This is a genomic window from Sporomusa termitida, assembly GCF_007641255.1.
Lineage (GTDB): Bacteria > Bacillota > Negativicutes > Sporomusales > Sporomusaceae > Sporomusa > Sporomusa termitida.
This window is the reverse complement of the sequence record NZ_CP036259.1, coordinates 384904-404326: the sequence shown is the minus strand read 5'-3', so window position 1 is coordinate 404326 and position 19423 is coordinate 384904. Positions and strand designations below refer to the sequence as shown.

Annotated in this window: 11 protein-coding genes and 7 riboswitches; of the genes, 1 reads left to right on the top strand and 10 read right to left on the bottom strand. The window is 49.9% G+C overall.

Features of this window, described 5'->3' with window-relative positions; all coding sequences use genetic code 11:
• The 4 genes from SPTER_RS01790 to SPTER_RS01775 form a co-directional block, all read right to left on the bottom strand.
• Nucleotides 1–891, bottom strand: a complete 891-nt coding sequence (locus SPTER_RS01790; protein WP_144348791.1) for a sirohydrochlorin cobaltochelatase — start codon at nt 889–891, stop codon at nt 1–3.
• Nucleotides 892–1055: 164 nt separating this feature from the next.
• A riboswitch (cobalamin riboswitch) is annotated at nt 1056–1240 on the bottom strand.
• 196 nt (nt 1241–1436) lie between these two features.
• A complete protein-coding gene (locus SPTER_RS01785) occupies nt 1437–2099 on the bottom strand; it encodes a redox-sensing transcriptional repressor Rex (RefSeq protein ID WP_170233101.1) in 663 nt (220 codons plus the stop codon).
• Between the two features lie 206 nt (nt 2100–2305).
• A riboswitch (cobalamin riboswitch) is annotated at nt 2306–2489 on the bottom strand.
• A gap of 64 nt (nt 2490–2553) precedes the next feature.
• Complete coding sequence (locus SPTER_RS01780; protein WP_170233100.1) at nt 2554–4515, bottom strand: TonB-dependent receptor plug domain-containing protein; 1962 nt, start codon at nt 4513–4515, stop codon at nt 2554–2556.
• A 218-nt stretch (nt 4516–4733) separates the two neighbouring features.
• Nucleotides 4734–4916, bottom strand: a riboswitch (cobalamin riboswitch).
• 188 nt (nt 4917–5104) lie between these two features.
• Nucleotides 5105–7075: a TonB-dependent receptor plug domain-containing protein gene (locus SPTER_RS01775; protein ID WP_144348788.1), complete on the bottom strand. Its 1971-nt coding sequence runs from the start codon at nt 7073–7075 to the stop codon at nt 5105–5107.
• Nucleotides 7076–7294: 219 nt separating this feature from the next.
• Nucleotides 7295–7472: riboswitch (cobalamin riboswitch) on the bottom strand.
• A 330-nt stretch (nt 7473–7802) separates the two neighbouring features.
• Nucleotides 7803–7984, bottom strand: a riboswitch (cobalamin riboswitch).
• Between the two features lie 281 nt (nt 7985–8265).
• On the opposite strand from SPTER_RS01775, the gene SPTER_RS01770 reads away from it, so the two are divergent.
• Nucleotides 8266–8802, top strand: coding sequence for a flavin reductase family protein (locus SPTER_RS01770; protein ID WP_144348787.1), 537 nt, complete (start codon nt 8266–8268; stop codon nt 8800–8802).
• 567 nt (nt 8803–9369) lie between these two features.
• Nucleotides 9370–9551: riboswitch (cobalamin riboswitch) on the bottom strand.
• Nucleotides 9552–9621: 70 nt separating this feature from the next.
• Here SPTER_RS01770 and SPTER_RS01765 read toward each other — a convergent pair.
• From SPTER_RS01765 to SPTER_RS01740, 6 genes are all read right to left on the bottom strand, one after another.
• Nucleotides 9622–10779 carry an adenosylcobinamide amidohydrolase gene (locus SPTER_RS01765; protein WP_246105440.1) on the bottom strand — a complete coding sequence of 386 codons (1158 nt, stop codon included), beginning with the start codon at nt 10777–10779 and terminating at the stop codon, nt 9622–9624.
• 89 nt (nt 10780–10868) lie between these two features.
• Nucleotides 10869–13982, bottom strand: coding sequence for an efflux RND transporter permease subunit (locus SPTER_RS01760; RefSeq protein WP_144348786.1), 3114 nt, complete (start codon nt 13980–13982; stop codon nt 10869–10871).
• Nucleotides 13979–15223, bottom strand: a complete 1245-nt coding sequence (locus SPTER_RS01755; RefSeq protein ID WP_144348785.1) for an efflux RND transporter periplasmic adaptor subunit — start codon at nt 15221–15223, stop codon at nt 13979–13981. Before SPTER_RS01755 ends, SPTER_RS01760 begins: the two co-directional genes overlap by 4 nt.
• 170 nt (nt 15224–15393) lie before the next feature.
• Nucleotides 15394–16653, bottom strand: coding sequence for an ABC transporter ATP-binding protein (locus SPTER_RS01750; RefSeq protein ID WP_144348784.1), 1260 nt, complete (start codon nt 16651–16653; stop codon nt 15394–15396).
• Between the two features lie 7 nt (nt 16654–16660).
• The gene (locus SPTER_RS01745) at nt 16661–17689 is read right to left on the bottom strand and encodes a FecCD family ABC transporter permease (RefSeq protein WP_246105439.1); all 1029 of its coding nucleotides are present in this window, start codon (nt 17687–17689) and stop codon (nt 16661–16663) included.
• Between the two features lie 412 nt (nt 17690–18101).
• A riboswitch (cobalamin riboswitch) is annotated at nt 18102–18282 on the bottom strand.
• Nucleotides 18283–18384: 102 nt separating this feature from the next.
• Nucleotides 18385–19419 carry a magnesium chelatase ATPase subunit I gene (locus tag SPTER_RS01740; RefSeq protein WP_144348782.1) on the bottom strand — a complete coding sequence of 345 codons (1035 nt, stop codon included), beginning with the start codon at nt 19417–19419 and terminating at the stop codon, nt 18385–18387.
• Between the last annotated feature and the right edge of the window lie 4 nt (nt 19420–19423).

The following is a 19423-nucleotide window of genomic DNA, read 5'->3' as shown; positions in this document are numbered from 1 at the left end:
TTATGACTGCCCGTGTCGGTGACCGTGACTTTTACCGCAGGCATGGCGGTGACCATGGGGCGGATGGGCAATAGTAGCGCGGAGATGGCTTACATAGATATCCTGAATGGCTGCATTCTCCCCTAACCCATGGAAATATACATCAACACTGAAGCCGGCCGCTAACAACTGCGACTTCGCCGAATCTTCCTCATCCCCGGCCATGTCGTTGGTTGCATGATCACCAGCCACCAGCAAAAATGGCATCAGGGTAACTTTCTTTACCTGCTGCTGTTTCAGGTTGTCAATTATACGGTTTAGAGGCGGAAAGCCTTCGACAGTATACACAAAAACATTCTTTAAGCCTGCATCCTTTAATTTTAGCTGTAACACCGAGTAAGCAGCATTAGCCGGATGCATGCCGCCATGGCCCATAAGCACAACAGCGCTGGCTCCATCATCGGCCGGCAGCTGCGTTCTTAACGCATTAATGGCAATTTCGTAGTCATCGGGATGATCCTCCTGCCCCATACAATACAACAAAGGCCGGCCCAAACGGATTTTTTCGAAAGCTTTTTCTTGGGCATGAGCGTAATGGGCAACAAGGACCTTGATTTTTTCATATTCGGCCCCAGCCACTACATGCAAGGGCTGGAGATACACTTCCTGATAGCCTTCATCCTGCAGACGTTTCAGGGCCTGGATTTCATTATCAACCCGGACACCGTCAGCGGCTAAACGCTTGATAACCGTACGGGAGGTAAAAGCCCGCCGCACCACATATTCCGGAAAATTGTCCCGGATTTTATTTTCGATAGTTTCAATGTTCAGTTTTAGGGTGTCCTGATAAGAAGTGCCAAAACTAACAACGACAATAGCCTTTTTTGATGAATTGTTTTGCTCTTGCTCCATATTTGTTGCCTCCTCATAATCTCCCACATATGTATTACAAAAATAAAAGCCCTCTCTGGCGCAGGCCGGGAGGGTTCTGTTCAGAAGAAATCAATTCAGATAATCGTCAACAATTAGCCAAATACAGCTCTTCTAAATCCCCTCCTCATCGCTCGTGAGTAAAAACGGTGATTGACAGACAGGCAGTTCTCCTGACTCTGGTTCATCGTTACACCCAAACCTTCCCAAGACGCTTGCGTCTCAGTGGCATATCTTAGGCTAACTCCCCATTACAGTGGCGGGACCGCGCCGGCATTTAACCGTACTTCCCTATTAAGCCCTTTAAGGCACCTGGCTCCTAATATTTAATTATATTCAGAAAAACAGCTATATTTATTACCAATAATAGCATCCGCTATCAGCTATTGTCAAACACATCCTGATTTATACAGAAAATAGCGAATTTTATCCGGCCCCAACAAAGGCCCTCAGGTCCCTCGCTTTCCAGGCAGACACAGGAAAATCCTAGCCGCCTTAGCAACCGGGATTTCTAGCCAATCCGCCACCTAAACGATGGACTGCAGAACAGGTACAGAACGGGCCAGATCATACGAAAGCTGACTGATCATCGGTCCGGCATTAATCTGGGTCAGGGCAATGCTTTCAGGTACTGTTACCTGAGTCTGGGTGAAGTTGGCTATACCGGCAACACCGGCAGCAACAAGCCTGTCAGTAACAAACTGGGCCTGTTCAGGCTGCACCGCCACCAACCCGATACTCACCTGCTTCTTAAATACCACAGCCTCCAGATTCCGGATGGATTCAAGGGATAAGCCCAATTCAGGGATCATGGCGCCGTAATTCCGCTCATCCATATCTAAAACCGCAGCGATCCGGAAGCCGGGCGGCAAGAAATTCTGATAACAGCTTATTGATAATAAGGGCATCTCCATGCCGACTACAATTGTATTCCAAACAGTATTGTAGCCCAGGATCTCACCAATCCACCGGAGCAGAAAATCAATCCTGTAACCGACCCCCTTAGTGCCGAACTCGCCGAAAGAAGATAGGTCTTTGCGTATTATTGAAGAACTTATGCCGGTATGCTGGCCTATTTGGCTGGACAGGCACATTGTTTCTCCATCCTCCAACATTCTTTTCAGGGCATTATAATAGATTGCCATCCTGGTTATCGTCAGTTTAGATACATCATCTCTTGTTTTTATCATTTCGCCCTCTCCCTTTCCCGAAAAATGAATTGAAATAAAATACCCGGCTGCCACGGCAGCCGGGAGAACCTTTACAGCGCACTTAATAAAAACTCCTGGTCGTTGACCAGGAGTGAATTTAGCAGCAAAACACAAAACTAACCTGACATTTAATGCCACAGCAAGCCGGTGCGACTGTAATCCCCTCCCCATCGCTCGTGGGTAAAACGGTGACTGTCAGCTAGGCAGTTCTCCTGGCTCTGGCTCATCACTCCACCAAACCTTCCCAAGACGGTTATGTCTCAGTGGCATATCTTGGTTTTGCTCCCCATTACAGTGGCGGGACCGCGCCGGTTTTTAACCGGCTTCCCTATTAAGCCCATTAAGGGCACCTAACTCATTCATATTCAATTATAATGTCTGAATATTATATACATGTTAATAATACCATTTGTGACAGGAGTTGTCAAACATCTTAGAATGAATACTTTACACCCAGTTGAACATTGCGGGCTGCCATTGGGTAATTGCCCCGACTATTGTTCGTCCCGCCGGAAAGTAACTCATAAGCTTCATTAGTGATATTAAAAGCATTCATATATATATCGGCACTATCATTCATTTTATAATTAACCGCCATATTCCAAACCCAGTGACCCCGTTCTATAAACCGGCTGGTATCACGCCCGGAAACGCCTTGCCCATTAATATTGAAATTCCATTGATCACTGCTATAGCCCAATTTTACACGGTAACCATTGGGCTGACTGTTAGTAGAATCAACAACATAACCTGCACCATCTGAATTATTTTCAATATGAACATGAGAGTAACCTACTTCGGTATAATATTTCTCTGAAATCTTATGATGAAGATCAATCTCAAAACCACGTTTTTTTTGCTTATCGATGTTCTGTGGCCGGTAATCTGTTAAATAATCATTTGGATCATCTGCTTTCCAGGCAATAGCATCAGATAACTTACTTGCAAAATAATACAGCTTCAAAAGGGTGGCATCACTGATTTTTTTATTCACACCGGCACTAATCACATGCCCGCTTTCCGGCTTTAAGTCTGGATTGCCAACCATTCCTCCCCAAGAATCTCCCGGAGGAGAATAATAATATAAGTCATCTAAGTTAGGGGCATTAAATACCCGGTTATAAGCAACATAGACATCAGTGGTATTATCCACACTATAGCTGGCATTCAGTTTAGGCGTTGTCTGACCGCCGAATTTACTATGGTGGTCATATCTGAGCCCGGGAGTAATAATCAGTTTATCAGTAACATGATAAATATCCTGCAGATATAAAGCCTGATTGGTAATGGCTTTATCTGCATAACCACCGCCTGTATTCTCAAGTACAGTTCCTTTTATCCAATCCAGACCTGCAACTAATGTATTATTTTCATCTAACTGCCAGCCAGTCTGATATTCAAGCCCTTGGGTACGACTTTTATAAGTTCCTGAAAAATCCATATTTTGATAATTAGAGTACGCTCGGATAAATCCGGGCACTTCCTTGACTTGGTTAAAATTATAAGTTAATGCAATATTATTAGTAAGATGCGTAGATCTGTTAGACGACTGGGTAGTAACCCTATTAGGCTGCCCCCCTTCATCATTCCAATGTTCAAAATTAACTGTCCAGGAATGATTAGCGTCAATTTCCTTGTCCAGCCGTAAGGTTATACCTTGACCATCAAATTCACTGTTAGACCAGCGGTAGGTGTCCCCCTTGTTGCTGCCGCCAGTTAGCGAAGGGTTAACCACATTATATTCACTATAGTCCTGATGTTTTTTATCGGCTGTAATATACAGACTATAGCCATTTGCTTGTGCTTGCGTGCTCATTTTATAATTGCGGGTACCCCACGATCCTGTTGTAAAATCTAAAGTAGTCTTATCTTCTGCTCCTTTACGGGTAATAATGTTGATAACACCCCCGACAGCATCTGATCCATAAAGCGCAGAAGCTCCACCTTTAACAATTTCAATTCGTTCGATATTATTCATAGAAATTATTGTGTTGGGATCAAAGGTGGAGCGCCCGCCTCCTCCTTCCGGCCGACCAATTTTGCGACCATCAATCATAAACAAAACGCGATCATCGCCATTCAATCGAACAGATTGTGCAGCTCCTAAAAAACCCTTACCACTTACAATCACACCATTTACGTCTCTAAGAACATCCCCAAGATTCAGATATTGACCATTTTCAATCTGCTCCCGGGTTATCACTGTCACATTAGCGCCTGATTTAGCAGCCTGTGTAGGAACACGATTAGCCGTTACAACCACTTTATCCAAAGAATACTCTTCATCGGTTGCAGCCTGGCCCATTACCGGCGCTTGAAAAAACATAACCCCGCCTACAATCATACATACTAGTGCCTGGGCTTTGATTTTTTTTATTGATTTTGTCTCCTTCATTATGTACTCTCCATTCATCTATAAATTCCCTTGCCCGTTCCATCAAGCGCTGCCTTATCCCCTCCCCCGGAAAACTAGCTTATCTCCTTACGGCGATTAATCACACAAGCCTGCCCGGGAAAGATTTTACAAGTCAACCCTATTAATAAAAAAATCCCGGCCACATAGCCAGGAAGGATCAACTGCTCAATAATCCCCTCCCTATCGCTCGTAGGTTAAACGGTGATTCACAATAGGCAGTTCTCCTGGCTCCGGATCATCGTTCCTCCAAACCTTCCCAAGACATTTTGTCTCAGTGGTATCTCTTGGATTTACTCCCCATTACAGTGGCGGGACCGCGCCGGTATTGCACCGGACTTCCCTATTAAGCCCTTACGGGCACCTATTGATCATATTAAATTTTCTGTAAATATAATCCTAATAATAACATCGCCCGGTTAGGGTTGTCAAACATATTTCTTCCAGTTAATAAAATTCCAATACTCTTGAGATTCCGCTTCTTCAAGCTGACACTGCTCCATACACCGTGGTTTCAAAAACAAATACCAGCGCTTAAGCGACTGGTATTTGCTCATCTATCACCTATATATTAGAACTTATATTTATAACTCAGCATGTAATTAATAGGGGTTGTGTAATAGGCCGAACTGGTATGGTTGACATTGTCCTGCCTGTCCAGCACATTGTCAATACTCAAATTAATTTCACTGACTGCATCAACGGCATAATTGACATGTAAGCTTGTTAATAAATAAGGCTTGGTTGCAAAAGAGTGTGCACTGCTTGGCGTAAGCACCCGCTTGGCCAGGTAGTTCGCCGATAGGCTGGCCGTCCATTTATCCATCTGGTACGTAGCCCCGCCATTTAGCTGCAGCCGGCCGAAGTTTCTGTCCCAATAGGTTTTAACCCCGGGTTTCTCGGATTTTGCCCTACCCTTGGGGTCACTATAGGTCAGTCCGTACTGATAAGACCAGCCGTTATGTCCCTGAATATCGGCACTTAACTCTATTCCCGTATTTTTCAGATCCTCATTGACGGCGTAATATTGATTGGATTGTTTGCTAAAGCTGATATTATCCTCAATCTCATAATTAAATAATGCCGCCCGCCATTTGTGGCCATTATGATTTTTCTTCCAGCCAATTTCATAATGAATACCGGTCTGGGGGCGAAGATTGGGATCGCCCACCACCATGCCACCACCAGTGGAGTACATCTGGCCGAAAGTTGGCATTACATAGGACTGGCCAATGCTGGCATACACACTGGCGTCTGCCGACAGCTTATGGACAAACTGGCCCTGGGCGCTGAAGTTGTGATAATTTTTATCTTCAGCAGCCCCGCCTGTCCAGCTTTTCCGGGCACTCAGCGTAAAGGTGTCGGCCTCCTGCAGCGGCACTTCCCATTGGCCGTAAAGCGAATAATTATTGCGCTCATAGCGAGTGCTTTCTTTCACTTCCGGCGTATAGTCTTCATTTTGATAGGTTGCGCCAAATAACAGCGTACTCCCGCTCGTCTGCCAGATATTTTGCAGGTCGAAACCATACGTGCGATTCTTCTCCTTGGAATCTTTCAATTGCGGATATTTGTCGCTCTCGCCGGTTGAACTGTAATAGTCCATCCCGGTAGAATGCAAACTGTTGGCATTATAGTATAAATTGCCTTTTAAATCGCCCTGCTTCACATTAAGCTGGACAAAATCCTTGGTATTATCATGCTTGCGATTATAGCGCGCCTTGTCATCAATGGAATAAGGATAATCATATTTAGCGTCATAGCCCTTACCAAAGGTATAGGTGAATCGGCTGATTGATTCATTATGACTGTACATTAAGTCAACGTTTTCATCAAAAACATAAGTGAGGGTAATATTATTTTTCTCCGAACCATTAAATACATTATACATTTCCGGGGTGGCCAAGTTGGAAGAAATTTTGCCAACATCGCCCCACTTATCATAGGTATAGCTGAAACCCAGCTTACCGGCCTGGGTAGTCAGGGCATAGTTTTGCTGCCCCTTGTTGCCGCCGCCGACCGTAACGGTATTTGGCATTCCCTTCTTCATGATAATATTAACAACACCGCCGGTAGCCTCGCTGCCATATAAAATGGCTCCCCCGCCCTTGACAACCTCAATGCGTTCCACGTTTTCCAGAGGCATATCTTCGAGATTATACAACCCTCTTAAGTTGGCCGGCGTGCCGTTGATCAGCAGCAGCGTTCCTTTTTCCACACCCCTGATACTAATTTTACTGGTCATAGATCCCAGCGAAGCCCCGCCGGGACCTTTGGCCTGGTAAATTATCCCTGTGGCCATGGCCAATGCCTGCTGCAGGTTTCTGGCGCCGGTGTTCTTTAACTGCTCGCTTGTATATACATCGGTTGTCGCCCCGATATCCAGATCCTTTTTTTCATAACGCTGCGCCGTAACCAGAATCGTATCCCAGACATATTCCTCTGTAGCTTCAATATCCTCCGCATAGACAGGCGAAGTCACCGCCAGCGTGGAAAAAAACAGTGCCGCTAAACCAATGTTTCTGTTGTGCTTGCTTAATCTCATTTTTCTCTTCTCCTCTTACTTAGTCTACCTTTGCTATTAGCTGCTTGCTTTGGCCTGATGGCAGCCGGCAATGTTGAGCCACCACCCGGCACTACCCGTAAAAAATACCCCTTACCGGTGACAGCAAGGGGTATTTTACAGGTCAGGCCAATCATGGAAATACCGGGAAAGCTTTATTTATGTATGGCATAACCCACCTCCTTAATCGCTCGTAAGTGCAGTGTGTAATAAGATCAGGCAGGTATTCTGGCTCAGATTCATCATATTGCTCTGTCTTCCCGGCACAAGCCAGTGACACCTAGCTGAACAATACTCCTCTTTACAGCGGCGGGACCGCGCCGGGATTACACCGGCTTCCCTATTAAGCCCTTAGGGCGCCTATCTTCGTCTTTATAAATTTTTTTGTCAATATTTTTTGCAACATATACTGTCAGCCTATGCCGTCTAGTACCTTGGACCGGTTGAAAATTTAGCCTCTTGGAAAAAAAAATCGGGTCATAAAGACCCGTGCCAATAGGCGCATAACTTAAAGGAGTTTAGAAAAATGGCAACTAATAAGAAAACTCCCAGCTGCTGTTGCAGGTGGGAGAAATTCTACAGTGGTGACTAAATCAAAACTCCTGGTAAAATACCAGGAGCAAATTCAGCAAAAGGACACTGTCAACCTGAATAAAATCCAGGCGCAAAAGTGTTTACTGTAATCTCCTCCCCATACCTCGTGGGTAAAACGGTGATTGTCAGCTAGGCAGTTCTCCTGACTCCGGATCGTCGCTTGCTTAAACCTTCCCAGGATCTTTATCCCAGTGGCATATCTTAAGCTTGCTCCCCGTTACAGTGGCGGGACCGCGCCGGCATCGCACCGGACTTCCCTATTAAGCCCTAAAGGGCACCCAACTCAAACAATATTCAATTACGTTGTTATGGTACATATTATACAGGACATCTTTTCCCTTGTCAATATTTACTGCCGTTATTTTCTAAAGATTATAATAATCACTAGCCGGCTCCCCCACCTGCCACACAGCCGCACCGGTCCTGCCGCTCTTCACTGCAGTATTAAGAACAGGTCCAGTCCCGCCTGCTTCTTTACACTACCCTTTTAGATAGTATCTTACCAAAAAGTACGTACTTTCTGCTAGTTACCTATTAGTGTATCATAGAGACAACGAATGTTAAAGGAGGATAACACCATGAAAAAAGAAATTGAAGTATTTGATTATGCTAATGAGATTATCAAAGCGGTCCAAACAGGCGTTTTGTTGACCACAAAAGTAGCTGACAAAGTGAACTCTATGACTATTGGCTGGGGTACTCTCGGCATTGAATGGTCGAAGCCGATTTTTACGGTTTTCGTTAGAGAAAACCGTTTTACCAAACATCAACTTGAACAAAATCCGGAATTCACAATAAATATACCATATGGTGCTTTTGACAAAAAGATATTGGGGATTTGCGGGACAAAATCCGGTCGTGAACTTGATAAAATCAAAGAGCTTAACCTGACGCTGGAAAAACCGAATCATATTTCGGTTCCTGCTGTTAAGGAACTGCCGTTAACGCTTGAGTGCCGGATTATATACAAGCAAACACAGGATGAGCGCCAAATTACCGCAGAAAACAGGAAAACATTTTACCCCCAGGATGTTGATAGCTTATTTCACGGTTCAAACAAGGATTTTCATACTGCTTATTACGGGGAGATTGTTAGTGCGTATATTATCGAATAGTATATCTTAAAATTCCTTTAGTTTACAAGCAGCGTTATAGCATATATGATCATAATAGAATTTCATCGTTATCGTTAATGTAGCATTTGCTAGTATAGCCGAGAACCGGCCACATCGGGAGAGATGGGGCCGGTTTGATTATTTCTGCTGCAAGCAAATAATGTTTATCCCCCGTGTTCCCATATAATTATTAATCGCTTGTCTATATCTTCCCGGGAGTCCTCTCCCAGTGATCTGCTCGCCATTTCAGTGGCGGGGACCGCGCCGGCAGTTACACCGGGAACATACTAACCCAAACTTGCCGGTAAGTCAATTTTATTTTTCCCCTGGCCATACCTGCCTTGCAGGGGCGGCTGGCAAAAAAAGAAAGGGTCGCAATGACCCCGTGCCAAGAGGGCACAACATCTATGAATCACAAGAAGGAGGAGTATATATTAGAAAACTCCCGGCTGCCATTAGCTGCCGGGAGAGATTCTACAGAATGCCAAATATAAACTCCTGGTTAATAACCAGGAGTAAAATTCAGTGAAATGCACTGTAATTCCCTCCCCATCGCCCGTGGGTAAAAACGGAACCGTCAGCTAGGCAGTTCTCCTGGCTCTGGATCATAGCGCACCAAACCTTCCCGGGACGTAACCTCCCAGTGGCATATTATGGCTTCACTCCCCATTACAGTGGCGGGACCGCGCCGGCCTTACACCGGTCTTCCCTATTAAGCCCCGCAGGGCACCTAACTCCATTATTAAATTAAAAAACGTGGTTTTTTTCACTAACTATTATGATCCTACCATGTTGGCTATGGACCTGTCAACAAAAATTTTACCGGGGCATCCGGTCGGCCACAATCCTCACCACCAGTCCGGACCAGGCCCGGACGCTGGGCTCCAGCTCATCGGCGGCCGTCAGCGGCGATAAAACCTGGTATTTACCGGCTGTCAGCCGTAAGATATCATTGCCGGTCCGGGTCAGTTCAGCGCCGTTCAGCAACTGCCACTGAAACTGGTCCAGCAGGTGCACATACAGCGACGTGCCGGTTACCAGGTCCGGGTCCTTGTCCACTTGACGCAGGGCCGTTACGAAACGCTGTTTGTCAATAAGCCCGTATTCCTGCTGATAATGCTGATACAGCGTCTCCTCCGTCACGCCGAAACGGTTCAGCCGCCGCAGCACACTATGCTGTCTTGCCGGCGATAGTCCGGTCTGCCGGAGCAAGGCTTCTTTAACTGCCTGCTTTACCGTACGGCCGATCAGTTCTCCCAGTTTCGAATGCTTGCCTGTATCTTCCAGATATAATGAAGACCCCGGATTAGTGATCACAATCGTCTGATCTGTCCCCGAACCGGTAGCCAATCCGGTCGAATACCTGCTGCCGGCCAGCAGTTCCTGTAAAGCAGCAGTCTTAGCCTCAGTGCAGGTCACCAGGGCCCGGGCCACTTTGCCTTGGGGAATATCAGCATCAATAACCAGCATAATGTTAATCGTCCCCGGCTTATGCAGGGTTGTCTTTTTCCCGGGATTAAAATAGTCGGCAGGGTCACCGGCCCGGCCGCCATTGCCTTCCACACCGCCGGTGACAATGGCTGTCACCGTCAGGTTCTGGTAGCTTTCGGCCTGGATGGCGACATTGGTCATAGACGCAGCCGTCCCCATACCGGTGACCTGACCAGGCTTAAACCCTAGCGTGCCGGCTACGCTCCCCAGATAATCAAGATATGTAGCGGCATCAACATCGGTCGCGCCTTTCATGTCATGATTAAACACCGCTTTCAGATTGCTGCTGTAGCCGCCATTAAGCAGGGAGGTGCTCAGCACATCCCGGGGTTTATTAAAAGCAACTACAATACTCGTATCCTGCCGGTAAACGGTGTCACCGGTTGACAGGGTATAGAGGTTCACCCGCTCGCTGCCGAAGCAGGGAACAAAACTATAACATAAAATAACAACCAGCAGTAGTCCCAGCCGCAAATAACTTTTCATTGTTTGCCTCCCCTAAATTGGCCGGTTACCCGGCTTATTTTCCTGTACCCATAATAAAACCACTTCTCGGTATCAGTTAATTACCCATACTAATTGTAGCCGGCCAGTTTCTTTACACAGCCAATGGCGCCGGCCGGCCAGGTCCGTACCGGATGGCGTTCGCAAAACAGGAATACGATCGGGATAACAATCAGGGTAAACACGGTCGAGGACAGCAGGCCGCCAATCAGCACCCAGGCCATGCTGACCCGGGTCTCGGCCCCTTCATTGAGGGCCAGGGCGGTGGGCAGCATACCGACAACCATTGTCAGGGTGGTCATACAAATCGGTTTAAACCGGGCCTTGCCGGCCTCAATCAGGGCATCATAGGCACTCAGTCCCCGTCCCATCAACGTCAGGGTATAATCAAGCAGCAAGGTGCCGTTTTTCGCCACCAGGCCGTCCATAACCAGAAAGCCAATCAGGGAATACACGTTAATGGTATTATGGGTAAACAGGAGGAACAGCAGCGCCCCGATCAGCCCCAGCGGCAGCGACAGCATCCGGATAACCGGCGTGAAAGCCGACTCATATAACACAGCCAGCAGCATATACACCAGCAGTAAGGATAACACCAGCGCCTGAATGATCTCGTGATAGCTGCTGTCCATGTTGGTCGCCTGACCGCCAAAGCGGTAGGTAACACCGGTTGCCAGCGGCTCGTGTTTAAACTGCCGGTCAATCTCCGCCAGGACTTCCTTGAGCGGACGGTCGGTGATACTGGCCTGGACCAGCACTGACCGCTGTTTATTGACCCGGGTGATCGCCGTCGGCCCCACCCCTTCCTCAATCCGGGCTATATCCCCCAGGAACACGGTATTGCCTGCTGTTTTTACCGGAATTACCCCCAGATCAGCAGCCTTGAAGCTGTCGCTGCCTTTCAACCGGACAACAATATCGGTATCCCGGCCGTTATTGTGCCGGTCATTGGCCAGTACCCCGGCTTTTTTGCCGTTGATGGCACCGGCGAAGGCCTCCCTGACCTCATTCACCGAGGTATGAAAAAATTTCATTTTTTCCCGGTCAACCGTCAGCTTATATTCCGGGACACCAACCCGGTAGTTACTGCGGATATCTTTCAGGCCGCTGATCCCGCCCAGCAGCGTCTGGGCCTTGTTAGAAGCCTCAATCAGGTCCTCCATATTCGCTCCCAGCAAATAAATCAGTACCGGTGAATGTTCCAGCGAGCCGCCCATGGAAACGCCGGCCACTGAAGACTCGGTCTCGGCAATCCGCACTGAGGCCTGCCCGAGATTCTGGCGGGCGAAGTCCCTGATTTGATCGGTAATCTGCCAGACACTGCGGCTGCGCTCCCGCTTATTCACCAGCTGCCCTGTCAGGCGGGCGGTATTGCTGTTGCTTTCACCCACATAGCTCAGGCAATAGGTGACCTCCGGGATCGTCAGAATATATTGTTCCAGTTCAGCCACAACCGCATCCGTCATCTCCAGATTTTGCCCCACCGGCAGCTCCACATTGACCCGGAAACTGCTTTCGTCAGTCCGGGGCATATATTCGGCGCCGATAATGCCGGCTGGGATTAAAGCAACAGTAGCCGTCAGCAGGATAAATATGGCGGCGGCAATTTGCCGGCCATGGGCCAGGCTCCACCGCAGCAGCCGCTCATAACCCGCAATCGCTGTTTGTTCCAGCCGGTCCATATACAGCCACAAGGCAGCATTGCCCCGGGTTTTCCGGTCTGAGTACAGACGGGCCGCCAGCATCGGGGTTAAAGTAAAGGATATAAACAAAGAAAACAGTGTGGCAAATACAATCGTCAGCGCAAACTGCCGGAAGTACTGGCCGGTAATATCGGTCATAAATGCAATTGGTAAAAACACGACCACATCACACAGGGTAATGGCAATCGCGGCCAGGCCGATTTCATTACGCCCATTTTCGGCAGCCAAAGCGGCCGGTTCGCCCATCAGCAGATGGCGATGGATGTTTTCCAGCACTACAATCGAATCGTCAACCAATATCCCGATACAAAGCGCCATCCCCATCAAAGACATCATGTTGAAGGTGAAACCGGCCAGGTACATGACCAGAAATGTCGCAATGAGCGAGGTGGGTATGGCAACCATTACGGCAACCGTTGACCGCCAGCCGCGCAAAAATAAGAACAGAACCAGGCCGGTGGTTATAATCCCCTCACCGAGGGTAGTCAGCGTATTTTTCAGGGAATTGTCTATATAAGTGGCGTCATTGGCCACAACGATAAACTGATAGTCCGGGTATTCATCCCGCAAGGAGGCCAGTTGTTCCTGCACCGCCTGCACGGTCCGGACAATATTGGCATCACTGTTTTTATAGATCTGCAGGGCAACCGCTTCATCACCGTTAACCCGGCTGTACTGGGTTGGCCGGCTGTCCTGTGCGCTCACCTCGGCGATTTCAGTTAACGGAACGGCGGCGCCGGCGGCATTAGCAACATACAGCCGCCTGATCTCGGCCGGTGATGTATAACGTGCCGCCAGTCTTACATCGCTTTCCGTATTGTCTGTATATACCAGACCGGCAGGCATGAGTAAGTTCTCTTCTTTGAGACGGTTGACAAACTGGGCTAACGTCAGCTTGTACAATACCAGTTTGTCCCGTTCTACCAGCACAGCCAGCTCTTTCTCCCGGCCACCGCCGAGGGTTACTTCGGCAACCCCGTCAGCCCGCTGCAGCCGCTCTTTAAACACCTGATCGGCCTTGCCATAGATATCCGCCAGATCATATTTGGCTTTAACGGCGATTTCCATAACCGGCATGGCATTGGCATCACGCCGGATAACCACCGGCTCATTAATCTCATCAGGCAAGTTTTTTCGCACCCGGCTGACCGCCTTGGACGCATCAATGGAAACCACATCAACATTAGCCATTAAATCAAATTCAAGAATAACAGTAGCCTTTTCCGGCCTGGCGATGGCAACCATCCGCCGCAGATGGGCGAGGGAGGAGAGGCCTTGTTCCAGCGGCTTGACGACACTTTCCTCCATCTCTTCCACACTGGCGCCTGCATAGTCAACAGTAACGGTAACATAGGGATTATTCAGAGCCGGCAATAACTCAACGCCGATCCGCAGGAAACTATACAGGCCAAGAACGACAAATAACAGGACAATCATAGTGATGCCCACCGGACGCTGAATCGAGAAGCGGGTGATGTTCATGCATCCACCTCAACGAAACTGTCCGGCTTGAGACGGGATATATTGCTGGCTGCGACCCGTTCGCCGGCCCGGATTCCAGTCAGTATCTCGATAAAATCATCATTGCGCTGGCCAGGTGTTACCAGGCGCTGTTCAACCTGGTTATTCTCCTTGATGACAAACAGATAATGCTTGCCGTTTTTTTGCAGCACGGCGTTTTTCGGCACAAACAGGGTATGAGGTTTGAGCATAATCGCTGCCTGGGCCTGGGCAAACATGCCGCTTTTTATTGCCCCGTCCGCTTGCGCCAGCAGGGACCTGACAGTGAATACCCGGGTGGTGCTGTCACTGGCCGGGCTAATATAAATAACGGTTCCGGGAAACCGCCGCCCCAGGGAGTCAATCATGAACTCCAGCTGCATACCGGGCCGGATATGGGCTGCATATTGCTCGGAAACCTGACAATCGATGTAAATCGTGCTGTTGTCAACGATGGTCAGTAGTTTCTGGCCTGCTGCGACAAATTCACCAGCCTCGACCTGCCTGTACCCGACAATACCGGCCCGGGGCGCCCGCAGCACCAGATCAGCACGTTGCTGTTCCAGCAGATTAAGACTGTATTCGGCCCTGGCCAGCGCGGCCTGTTTCGCGGCCAGCACCGCCGGCTGCCCACCGTCCATAACCTGCTCGCGTAAGGCGGCAAAGGCGGTCTGGGCATTAATCATTTGCTGCCTGGCGCCATCAAGCGCCTCGCGGGAAACTGCCCCTGTCCGGTACAACTCCTCATAACGCTGATAATTGGCCAGATTGCGCTGATAATCAGCATCAGCCTGTTGATAGCCGGCGTCATAAGCGGCTTTAGCCTCGGTGCCCTCAGCCCGGGCCTGCCTGATCACAGCTTCGGTCTGGGCAATTGACAGCAGGATGTCCTGCATATCCTGGACCGCTAACACCTGACCGGCAGCCACAACCTGCCCCAGCTCCACCCGGACCTGAGCAATACGGCCGGAATATTTTGCTGCTATATCCACCTGCGCCGCCGCTGCCGTCTGCCCGCTCAATAGCACTCTTGTCAGCATATCACGGGGTTCAACAGTCACCGCCGTCACCAGCGGCCTGACTACGCCGCCCCGGGCAGCATTCCGGGCAACATTGCCCTGGGAGTTAAAAAAGTGACCAATGCCGGCAAGAATTACCGCCGTCAGCGCAACTGCCGCCAATAACCACCGTTTTTTATTCGCCAGTATCTTTCGTATTGCCAAAATGTTCACTCCAGCAGCAGCTTTACCTCATAGGCTTTGTAAATCAACTGAACATTGTAATGCCGGTCCCATAATCAGTAAACGTTGCTTATATTACTTAATATATTCCTTGTCATGGAGCTTCCTTGACTCTGTTTGCATAAAATAGATAAAGAGGCTGCAGTTGCTGATTAAACAGTTTTTTCGTCCTCATGCAGGCTGTACATCTCATGATAGAAGGCAGAAGTGGACATGACCTTCACACCATGTTTAGCCAGCAATTGCCGGTATAGCGCGGCTGCCCTGCCGCCGGTATAATCGCGTCCGTCGATGGGGCTGTCTTCAAGAATAATTAATTTTTCCGCCTTCATCGCCGCGTCCAGATTACCGAGATTATTTTTGCCAACATGCAAACTGCATAATACCGTCACATCCGCCCGGGCCACAAGCTTGCCATTTGCAACGGCAGCGTCCGCATCGTTGTCGGCGAATGGTTTGGTAATTACGTAGTCTTCGGCAAAAATCCTGGCCGCTTCCGCATCGCTGTCCCCTTCGGCCACCACCCCCACGCTGACCTCGAAACCGGCGGTCGCCAGCCGCCGGATTACCGGACAGCCGCAGCCGCCGCCGGCAATTACGTGCACCCGCGGCAGCTGTTCGTTTTTGTTCCGGCGCAGGCCGGCAAACACCTCCACACTGCCGGTAACCGGGTTATGGACGACCTGCACCGGCAGTCCGTACGCCTGCGACAAATGCTCCCTTGTCAGCACCGCGGTGGGCGGACCGTCAGCCAGCAAGCCGCCCCGGCCAATCAACAGCAGCCGCGAGCAAAAACGGGCGGCCGCACTTAGATCATGCACCACCAGCAATATGGTTTTGCCCTGATGGCAAAGGCGCTGACAAAACCGGAATATCTCTTCCTGATACACAACATCCAGGCCGGTCATCGGCTCGTCCAGGAACAGGATCGGGGTCTGCTGAGCCAAAACCTTAGCCAGCAGCACCCGCTGCTTCTGACCGCCGGATATGTTGGCCAGCGGGGTATCGGCCAGGCTGAGCACATCCGTATACTCCATACTTTCGCGAATGATTTTTTCATCTTCCGGGCTTTCGCCCTGCCACCAGGAGAGATAGGGATAGCGGCCGGCGGCAACAACCTCTTTGCTGGTGTAGCCGAAGCCAATCTCGACTGCCTGCTGCAAAAAAGCAACTTGCTTGGCCAGTGCCTTCTCGGGGATAGTCCCCACTTCCCGGCCCAACAGCTCTACCCGGCCCCCTTGGCGGGGCAGCAGCCCCCGCATGGTCCGCAGCAGGGTGCTTTTACCCGCGCCGTTGGCACCAATAATACCAATCAGCTCTCCCTGTCCGGCAGAGAAGGATATGTCCTGCAACACAATTTTTTTCTCGTAGCCGGCACGTAAGGCCTGCACATTGACAATAGCACGCTTCATAGCCCCATTACTCCTTTCGCTGCGACCGGCGCAGTAAATATAGAAAATACGGGGCTCCCAACAATGCGGTGATGATACCGACGCGAATCTCGATAACGCCGAACAGGCTGCGCCCCAGCGTATCGCAGGCGACAAGAAAAGTGCCGCCGGCCAAAGTACACGCCGGCAGCAGCTGCCGGTGGTCGGGTCCGACAATAAACCGCATCATGTGGGGGATCACCAGCCCGACGAAACCAATGCTGCCGCTGATACAGACCGCCGCGGCGGTGGCCGTAGCCGCTAGCCCGAGAAAAATCAAGCGGTAGCGGATGACATGGAGGCCGACACTGCGGGCCTCGGTTTCCCCCAGGGCCAGAATATTCAAATGCCGGGCCATAAGAAATAAAATAATAACAGCGGCCAGGATGGGACCGATAGCCAGGGTAATATGCTCCCACCGCCGGTAGTCCAATCCGCCGACGATCCAGAACAGATATTCCCGCAGCCGCTGCTCGTTCAAGACCATCAGCACCGCGTTCGTCAGGGCACCGGTAAAAGAATTGACCGCGACCCCGGCCAGCAGCAGAACCATGACCGGAATCCGGCCCTGCCGGACGGCCAGCAGCAGAATAATGGCTAACGCCAAAACAGCGCCGATCACGGCAAACAGGGGCATCACATATAAGCTTACTCCCGTAATTCCCAGGGCAATGGCAATAACGGCCCCCAGGGACGCCCCGCTGGACAGGCCGATTATGCCCGGCTCCGCCAGGGGATTGGAAAAAATCCCCTGCATAACGGCCCCGGCCACGGCCAGCGCGGCGCCAACCAGCAAGCCGGCAATAATCCGGGGCAGTCTGATATGCCAGATCACAGCATAGGCCTCAGCCTGCTTTGTGTAATCACCGCTTCTAAAATCGGTGCCGCCGGCCACAATAGCCGAGTAGACCGTGCCGGGCGAGTAAAAAGTCTGGCCAAAACAGAGGCTGCCTACAGCAGTGAGGATACAAACAGCCACTAACAGGCTCCATTTGGTTCGGTTACTCCATTTATTCATTAACATACTCCTTTATCTACAGGTGCACAATTCGCCGCCACGGTCCATTGTGATTAGCCTTCCGGTAGCAAATGATCCAATCCAAGCGGGTATGGCAGCACAGATGCCGGCTCCTCTAGCTTACCCCGGACAATTTTACTATATAGGAAAGCCAATAAAGCTTAGTCGTCTTTGTTGGCTTTCCTATAAGCCCGGCCACAGGCTAGCCTGTACACAAGTTTGGCGAACCGGGTACTCTGGTTGCACCTGATTCGCCAGCACCTTATCTAGAAAAACGCGCGAACAAAAAACCTCTCCGCTGCATGCGAAGAGGTTAATATCATACAATACAGAACTGCCACTATCGCCGGACGTACAACCCAACCGGAAACAACGTGTTCCTTAAATCCCCTCCTCATCGCTCGTGAGTAAAACGGTGATTGACAGACAGGCAGTTCTCCTGGCTTTGTTCATTGCTCCTCCAAACCTTCCCAAAACCCAATTGTTTCAGTGGCATATCTTGGATTCGCTCCCATTACAGTGGCGGGACCGCGCCGGTGTTGCACCGTTCTTCCCTATTAAGCCCTATTGGCACCTGACTTATTTATTCAATTTTCGATGAAATATTTTCTTTAATTGGTATAAATATATAATTTATCTCGAACTGTGTCAATAGTTTTCGCTGCTGTCTACTTGCTGCCGTACATAAAAGAATATCAAATTTTACTCATAATCTGTTGCAGCTTCCGCTGCTCAGTGCCGACTTCCTGGAATGGTTTGCGGCGCATACGGTGCATGAGCGCCAATTCACTAACTTCCGCCACATGCTCTACGCTGACCTGATTACTGCCGTACCAGGCAGCCAGGGCCTTAGCCGCCTTAAGCATTACCAGATCGGCCCGGTGGCCGTCCACACCGACCTCAATTGCGGTGCCGGCAATCTTATACAGGATATTGTCATCAACGCGCACAGCCGGCAGCAATTGTTGGGCAGCTGCAATCTGGTCTTTGAGGCGTATTTGCGCGGCTTCCCAGCCGGCGGTAAAAGCTGCCGGATTCTCTTCAAAGGCGGCACGCCGTTTAATCACTTCAACGCGCTGAGCGGCATCATAAATACCGGCAATTGTCACACAGAGCCCAAACCGGTCCAGCAGTTGCGGCCGCAGTTCGCCCTCTTCCGGATTCATCGTTCCCACCAGAATAAATTGCGCCGGGTGAGAAAAGGACACGCCCTCACGTTCCACTGTATTTATGCCCATGGCGGCTGCGTCCAGCAGCACATCGACGATATGGTCATCCAGCAGGTTGACCTCATCTACATATAAAATGCCGCGATTGGCCTCAGCCAGCACCCCCGGCTCAAATTTTTTCTCGCCACTTTTGATGGCCTGCTCAATATCCAGGGTGCCAACAACGCGGTCTTCGGTCGCCGATACCGGCAGATTAACCACCCGCATCGGCCGGTGCCGGCGGGGCAAAGCCTCCCCTGCAGCCTGACGCTGCCGGCAATACGGACAGTAGGCCTGAACATTGTCGGGATCGCAACTATACGGGCAGCCGGCGACGACTGCAATTTCCGGCAGAAGTTCGCCAAGGGCCCGCACTGCTGTCGATTTAGCGGTGCCCTTTTCTCCCCGGATAAGCAGGCCGGAAAGCCGGGGATTAATGACATTCAGGATCAGGCCGTTTTTCATAATGGTTTGTCCCACAATGGCGGCAAACGGATACTGCTGCAGCTTATGGTTATTCATAATA

What these genes read in the sequence shown, in the direction of transcription:
- SPTER_RS01790 (WP_144348791.1), bottom strand. Translation starts at nt 891, where the DNA reads ATGGAGCAAGAGCAAAACAATTCATCAAAAAAGGCTATTGTCGTTGTT.
- SPTER_RS01785 (WP_170233101.1), bottom strand. Translation starts at nt 2,099, where the DNA reads ATGATAAAAACAAGAGATGATGTATCTAAACTGACGATAACCAGGATG.
- SPTER_RS01780 (WP_170233100.1), bottom strand. Translation starts at nt 4,515, where the DNA reads ATGAAGGAGACAAAATCAATAAAAAAAATCAAAGCCCAGGCACTAGTA.
- SPTER_RS01775 (WP_144348788.1), bottom strand. Translation starts at nt 7,075, where the DNA reads ATGAGATTAAGCAAGCACAACAGAAACATTGGTTTAGCGGCACTGTTT.
- SPTER_RS01770 (WP_144348787.1), top strand. Translation starts at nt 8,266, where the DNA reads ATGAAAAAAGAAATTGAAGTATTTGATTATGCTAATGAGATTATCAAA.
- SPTER_RS01765 (WP_246105440.1), bottom strand. Translation starts at nt 10,779, where the DNA reads ATGAAAAGTTATTTGCGGCTGGGACTACTGCTGGTTGTTATTTTATGT.
- SPTER_RS01760 (WP_144348786.1), bottom strand. Translation starts at nt 13,982, where the DNA reads ATGAACATCACCCGCTTCTCGATTCAGCGTCCGGTGGGCATCACTATG.
- SPTER_RS01750 (WP_144348784.1), bottom strand. Translation starts at nt 16,653, where the DNA reads ATGAAGCGTGCTATTGTCAATGTGCAGGCCTTACGTGCCGGCTACGAG.
- SPTER_RS01745 (WP_246105439.1), bottom strand. Translation starts at nt 17,689, where the DNA reads ATGAATAAATGGAGTAACCGAACCAAATGGAGCCTGTTAGTGGCTGTT.
- SPTER_RS01740 (WP_144348782.1), bottom strand. Translation starts at nt 19,419, where the DNA reads ATGAATAACCATAAGCTGCAGCAGTATCCGTTTGCCGCCATTGTGGGA.